This window comes from Marinobacter fuscus, assembly GCF_003007675.1.
GTDB classification, from domain to species: Bacteria; Pseudomonadota; Gammaproteobacteria; order Pseudomonadales; family Oleiphilaceae; genus Marinobacter; species Marinobacter fuscus.
Genome location: NZ_PXNP01000017.1, coordinates 1 through 6,073 on the forward strand (window position 1 = coordinate 1; position 6,073 = coordinate 6,073).

Genomic DNA, 6,073 nt, shown 5'->3' on the forward strand with positions numbered 1-6,073 from the left:
GGCTCTGTTGCAAAGATTGGCGGCAGTCAGAGGTAGGCTGTCGCTCTGCGCCGATCAGGCGGCTGCTGCGAAATGGTGGTTGAGCATGCCCATGGCCTCCGTCAGCGCCGAGGGCCCAATGCCAAAAGCTCTCTCCACAAGGCGCACCTCGCCCCTGATGCCGGGCTGCAGGCACCAGGGGCGAGCCTGTCCTTTGCGCAGGGCTCGCATGACTTCGAATCCCTTGATCGTGGCATAGGCCGTGGGGATCGATTTGAAACCGCGCACCGGCTTGATCAGTATCTTGAGCTTTCCGTGATCGGCCTCGATCACGTTATTGAGATACTTCACCTGCCGGTGGGCCGTCTCCCGGTCCAGCTTTCCTTCGCGCTTCAATTCGGTGATCGCTGCACCATAGCTCGGCGCTTTGTCGGTATTGAGCGTGGCAGGCTTTTCCCAGTGCTTCAGGCCTCGCAGGGCCTTGCCCAGGAACCGCTTCGCTGCCTTGGCGCTGCGGGTCGGCGACAGGTAGAAATCGATCGTGTCGCCCCGCTTGTCGACTGCCCGGTACAGGTAGGTCCACTTGCCCCGCACCTTGACGTAGGTTTCATCCAGGCGCCAGCTCGGATCAAAGCCACGCCGCCAGAACCAGCGCAGCCGCTTCTCCATCTCCGGGGCGTAGCACTGGACCCAGCGATAGATCGTCGTATGGTCGACCGAAATGCCGCGTTCCGCCAGCATTTCCTCAAGGTCGCGATAGCTGATCGGATAGCGACAATACCAGCGCACCGCCCACAGGATCACATCACCCTGGAAATGGCGCCACTTGAAATCCGTCATCGTTCCGTCCGTCCAATCTCCGCCAAGCATGCTCAAGCTTCACGATTTTTGCAACAGAGCCCGCTGGCGCATGGCGCGGGCCTTGGCGGCGTCAACGTCCGGCTCGTCGTCCAGAAACTCGAACTCCTGTTCGGGCGATGGCGTCGGCGTGACGATTTCCTCATGCTCGGGCAATTCCGGCTCGCGGCGGATGCCGGCATTGGCCGGGTCGCCCTCGGCCTCGTTTCCCCTCGTCGCGGAACGGCTTTCCGCCGCGACCACGCGGCCGGACCAATCATCGGCGGATGGGCTGGGCGCCAGCGGAGCGGCGACCAGATCGGGCGGGGTCAGGATGCGTTCCTGCAACCGCGCGTCCTCGAAATAGCGGGCCTTGGTCGCGCGGATCGGCGGCGTGCCCGCGACCATGACGATTTCATCGGTAGGCGGAAGCTGCATGATTTCGCCCGGCGTGAGCAGCGGCCGGGCTGTCTCCTGCCGTGAAACCATGAGATGCCCGAGCCACGGCGCGAGCCTGTGGCCGGCATAGTTGGTGGAATCGCGCATCTCGGTCGCGGTGCCGAGCGCGTCGCTCACCCTTTTGGCGGTCCTTTCGTCATTCGTGGCAAAGCTGACGCGCACATGGCAGTTGTCGAGGATCGCGTTGTTCGGCCCATAGGCCCGCTCGATCTGGTTGAGGCTCTGCGCGATCAGGAAGCCTTTGATTCCGTAGCCTGCCATGAAGGCCAAGGCGGACTCGAAAAAATCCAACCTGCCCAATGCCGGAAACTCGTCGAGCATCAACAGCAGGCGATGGCGCTTGCCGGAGGTGGTCAATTCCTCGGTCAACCGCCTCCCAATCTGGTTGAGGATCAGGCGGATTAGCGGCTTTGTGCGGTTAATGTCGGATGGCGGCACGACCAGATAGAGCGTGACGGGCTGGCGGCTGCCGACCAGATCGGCAATGCGCCAGTCGCAATGCGCCGTCACCCGCGCCACCACGGGATCGCGGTAGAGGCCGAGAAACGACATGGCGGTGGAGAGCACGCCCGACCGCTCGTTCTCGGATTTGTTCAACAGTTCGCGGGCGGACGACGCGATGACGGGATGAAGGCCCGCCTCGCCGAGATGCGGCGTGTCCATCATGGCGCGCAAGGTCGCCTCGACCGGGCGGCGGGGATCGGACAGGAAGTTGGCGACGCCCGCCAAGGTCTTATCCTTCTCCGCGTAGAGAACATGCAGGATCGCGCCGACCAGCAAGCTATGACTGGTCTTTTCCCAATGATTGCGCTTGTCGAGACTGCCTTCGGGATCGACCAGAATATCCGCGATATTCTGCACGTCGCGGACTTCCCATTCGCCCTGCCGCACCTCCAGCAGCGGGTTGTAGGCCGACGATCTGGCGTTGGTCGGATCGAACAGCAGCACGCGGCCATGCTTCGCGCGGAAGCCCGCTGTCAGCGTCCAGTTCTCGCCTTTTATGTCGTGAACGATGGCGGATGCCGGCCATGTCAGCAGCGTCGGCACCACCAGCCCGACGCCTTTGCCGCTGCGCGTCGGGGCGAAGCATAGAACATGCTCGGGACCATCATGGCGCAGATAGTCCCGGTCGTATCGGCCGAGCAGGACGCCATCGGGGCCGAGCAATCCGGCCGCGCGGATTTCTCTGTCCTCGGCCCATCGCGCCGAACCGTAGGTGGCGACGTTCCGGGCTTCGCGCGCGCGGATGATCGACATGAAGATGGCGGCAGCGATGGCGAGGAAGCCGCCCGATACGGCGATGATGCCGCCCTCGACGAAGATCGCGGGCGCATAGGCGTCGAACGAAAACCACCACCAGAAGAAGGCCGGTGGATAATAGACCGGCAGGCCCACCAGCTCGAACCACGGATTGCCAAGCTGCGGCTGGAAGCCGAGGCGGAATGCTATCCATTGCGTCGCCGCCCACGTCATCACCAGAACGATGGTGAAAACGACAGCGATCTGACCCCAAAGGATTCGGCCTCCGCGCAATGCAGGCTCCAGTTGGCAAGAGAGATTGAGCCGATTAGAGAATAAGCGTTTGCGCGGGAGGCAATAGCAAAGATGATGCAGGAGGGCTGCCGGATACTATCGGCGGCAAATAGGATGGGTGCTCGCAATTTCGAGCACATCCAAATGAATCAATTAGATCGGCTCATCTTGTCGGCGAGTCCAAGCAAATTTCGGAGCGCAACACTGCGATTGTGAGGCGACCAGACCGCCGAGAAAGCGACCGGCTCGGGTTCGTCGGTGATCGGCAGGAAGACCACCCCGGATGTTGGCAAGAGGGACGAAGCCGCACCTATGACAGTGATACCGAAATCCTGTCCCACCATCGACAGCAAGGTGCCGCGCCCAACATCAAATCTAAGGATCGAAGGCGCGGGCCAGGTTCCGGCAAGGCGTAAAACGATATGGTCATGCACTTGTGGGCCGGTGCCACCATGTCTGACGATGAACGTGTCCGCTGCCAGATCAGCCCATGTGGCGGCCGAGCGTCCAACAAGAGCGTGCCGCGCCGACACAGCGGCTAAAAGGGGTTCGGTCCATATTCGCCGGGAATGACAGTCGGGCGGTTTGGACGTGCCGGCAACGAACGCAATATCCAGCCGGTCGGCTCGAAGCTGCGTGAGAGTATCGCGTGCTGTGCCCTCCGTGATTTCGATGTCGAGATTGGGATGGTCCTTTCGATACTGACCAATCAGCTCTGCAAGGAAGCTGCCCGGAATCAGGGCATAGACACCGATGCGTAGCCGGCCGCATTCGCCTTGCGCTGTCATGCCGGCGGTCTTGACGGCGTGATCGAGTTGATCGACGCCTGCCACGACCCGCTCCATGAAGTGTCTGCCTGCATCCGTCAGCCGGACGCCTCGCGCATGGCGCTCGAACAGCAGGACACCAAGATTTTCTTCCAGCGCCTTAACGCGCGCGCTGACGCTCGACTGACTGACGCCGAGCGCGTTGGCCGCGTGCCGAAAGTTCAGATGCTCAGCGACGGCAACGAACTGAACAAGGGAAATGAGCGGTATCCTGCCGGACAGGATACCGCCATTCACGAGGCTGCGATGGCGGGTGCGCCGCATGGGTGCCAGCCGTCCTACCAATCGCCGGTTAGACGACTGGCGACCTCTCGGAAGGAACGTCGCGGGATCGAAGTAGCGCCAGACCCACCGATACCAGCACCGCCATCGTCGTCGCGTAGACGATCACGGGCCATGCGGTGTCGCCATTTAACAGCGTCACCGCCAATGTCCCGACGATGCTGACGATCAGACTTTGAATGCAGAAGTAGAACGCGACTGCCGATCCTGCGATGTCATCGAACTGTGCAAGCGCGCCGTTGGCGGTAACAGACACCGTGACGACAATGCCGACCGCCATAACCCACATTGGTAGGACGAAGGTGAGGAATGACGGCGAGCCGTAGAGTTCGCCTATCCCCAACAGGACCGCTCCGCAAACGAGCAGCGCCATCCCACGCGCCACGCATCCCGCGATGCCCCATCTGGCGACAAAGGACTTCGCGAAGCGGGTTGTCACGATCATGACGAATGCGACAGTGGCGAAGGCTAAGCTGAATCCGATCTCCGAATAGTCCGCTTGGCCTATGAGCACGCGGGGGGCCGTCGAGAAGAAGACAAAGAAAGTGCCCATGCCGGCGCTAAAGCCGACCGTGTAAACCCAAAAGGCCGGACTCGCGAAGATCGGCAAAACGGATCGGCGCGTTCCTGCTCCGTCCAACGGGCGGGTTTCGTGCCATCTGAAACCGGCATTCAAGAGTGCGGGTAACGCAAGCGCAGCCAGCGTGACGAATATCGCCCGCCATCCGAAAAACTCGCCGATGAGTGCTCCAGCGATTGGGCCAAGAGCAGGTACGAAGGCCAGCATCGAACTGAAAAGGCCGTAGATGACGACGCCCTCGGGCTGGCTGGCATACACGTCGCGAACCGTCGCGAACGTCGCCACCAGCGCAGCCGATGCGCCGACCGCTTGAAGCAGGCGGAAGGCGACCAAGGCTGCGGCCGTTGACGACCATGCTGCTCCGAGAGACGCAACGACGAAAATCACCCCGCCAGCAAGCAGGACTGGCCGTCGCCCGATGCGATCCGAAAGCGGCCCGAAGATCACTTGGCCCACGCCGAGCATCACCATGTAGAGGCTCAACGTGAGTTGGATAGTAGATGGCGTCGTATTCAGGATGCCGGGCATCGCCGGAACGACGGGAAGGTAAATATCCATCGCCAGTGACGCGAGGATGTCGAAGGGAGCCATCAGCAGCAGAGCTGCCGGCAACGTATAAGCCCACGCGGGGCGTGTGGTGGTCATGACGAATCAACCTCTCGAATAAGGATTCCGGGCGGCGTCTGCTCGTCAGCAATCAAACAGGATTGGTCTTACAGAACGCCGCAACAACAATGCTTGTTGTTGCGGCTTACTTGTCTGCTGTAATACTGGCTCCCATGCCGTTGACCTCACATTGAAAAGATGGATGGCGATTCTATCCGATCATCCCTTCCATCGCAATGCGTCGAGCTGCCAATCCGGGGTTGGACCACCTAGAGTCCAATCCCTCTCTGCCGGCCCAACTGCCAAGACACCGATCCGCCCTGCACGACGCCCATGACCTCGCGGCCGAGCTGACGGTCGATGATCGGCCGCCATGGGACAAGGGTGAACTCATGGGATTTCTCGACCACGGCGAACTTGCCGCTCGATAGCTGCACGGTGCCGGTGAACTTGCCGCTGACGCTCTCGCCATCCGCTGCTGCGCGGAACGGCAGACCTTTGCTCTCGGCCATCTCGGCGCCGACGCGGGCAACCTCGCGTTCGCGCAACGTGGCGAGAAGACTACGCCGATAGAAGATGCGGCCGTCCCGCGCTCGGGCGGCGTCGCCCTGTTCGATATGATGCTCGCGGCGCTGGTCCGCCACTCGTTCGCGACGGCCTTGCTCCGCAGCGGTTACGACATTCGAACCGTGCAGGATCTGCTCGGCCATTCCGACGTCTCTACGACGATGATTTACACGCATGTGCTGAAAGTTGGCGGTGCCGGAGTGCGCTCACCGCTTGATGCGCTGCCGCCCCTCACTAGTGAGAGGTAGGGCAGCGCAAGTCAATCCTGGCGGATTCACTACCCCTGCGCGAAGGCCATCGGTGCCGCATCGAACGGCCGGTTGCGGAAAGTCCTCCCTGCGTCCGCTGATGGCCGGCAGCAGCCCGTCGTTGCCTGATGGATCCAACCCCTCCGCTGCTATAG

4 protein-coding genes and 2 pseudogenes are annotated in these 6,073 nt (G+C 61.8%); 1 reads left to right on the plus strand and 5 read right to left on the minus strand.

Translation table 11 applies throughout. From position 1 onward, the window contains the following. Nucleotides 1-54 precede the first annotated feature (54 nt). The 5 genes and pseudogenes from C7H09_RS04805 to C7H09_RS04830 all read right to left on the minus strand — a co-directional run. Nucleotides 55-819, minus strand: a complete 765-nt coding sequence (locus tag C7H09_RS04805) for an IS6-like element IS6100 family transposase (protein ID WP_001389365.1) — start codon at nucleotides 817-819, stop codon at nucleotides 55-57. A 39-nt stretch (nucleotides 820-858) separates the two neighbouring features. After that, nucleotides 859-2,808 (minus strand): conjugal transfer protein TraG, encoded by a 1,950-nt coding sequence (locus C7H09_RS04815; RefSeq protein WP_106761483.1) that lies wholly within the window; start codon nucleotides 2,806-2,808, stop codon nucleotides 859-861. 149 nt (nucleotides 2,809-2,957) lie between these two features. After that, the gene (locus C7H09_RS04820) at nucleotides 2,958-3,899 is read right to left on the minus strand and encodes a LysR family transcriptional regulator (RefSeq protein WP_106761484.1); all 942 of its coding nucleotides are present in this window, start codon (nucleotides 3,897-3,899) and stop codon (nucleotides 2,958-2,960) included. Nucleotides 3,900-3,927: 28 nt separating this feature from the next. Further along, nucleotides 3,928-5,142, minus strand: coding sequence for a chloramphenicol/florfenicol efflux MFS transporter FloR (floR, locus tag C7H09_RS04825; protein ID WP_106761485.1), 1,215 nt, complete (start codon nucleotides 5,140-5,142; stop codon nucleotides 3,928-3,930). A 230-nt stretch (nucleotides 5,143-5,372) separates the two neighbouring features. Beyond that, nucleotides 5,373-5,822: pseudogene (locus tag C7H09_RS04830) on the minus strand (DUF3363 domain-containing protein); the annotation flags it as partial. On the opposite strand from C7H09_RS04830, the pseudogene C7H09_RS04835 reads away from it, so the two are divergent. Further along, nucleotides 5,739-5,918 (plus strand): annotated as a pseudogene (locus tag C7H09_RS04835) (tyrosine-type recombinase/integrase); the annotation flags it as partial. The pseudogenes C7H09_RS04830 and C7H09_RS04835 overlap by 84 nt on opposite strands. Between the last annotated feature and the right edge of the window lie 155 nt (nucleotides 5,919-6,073).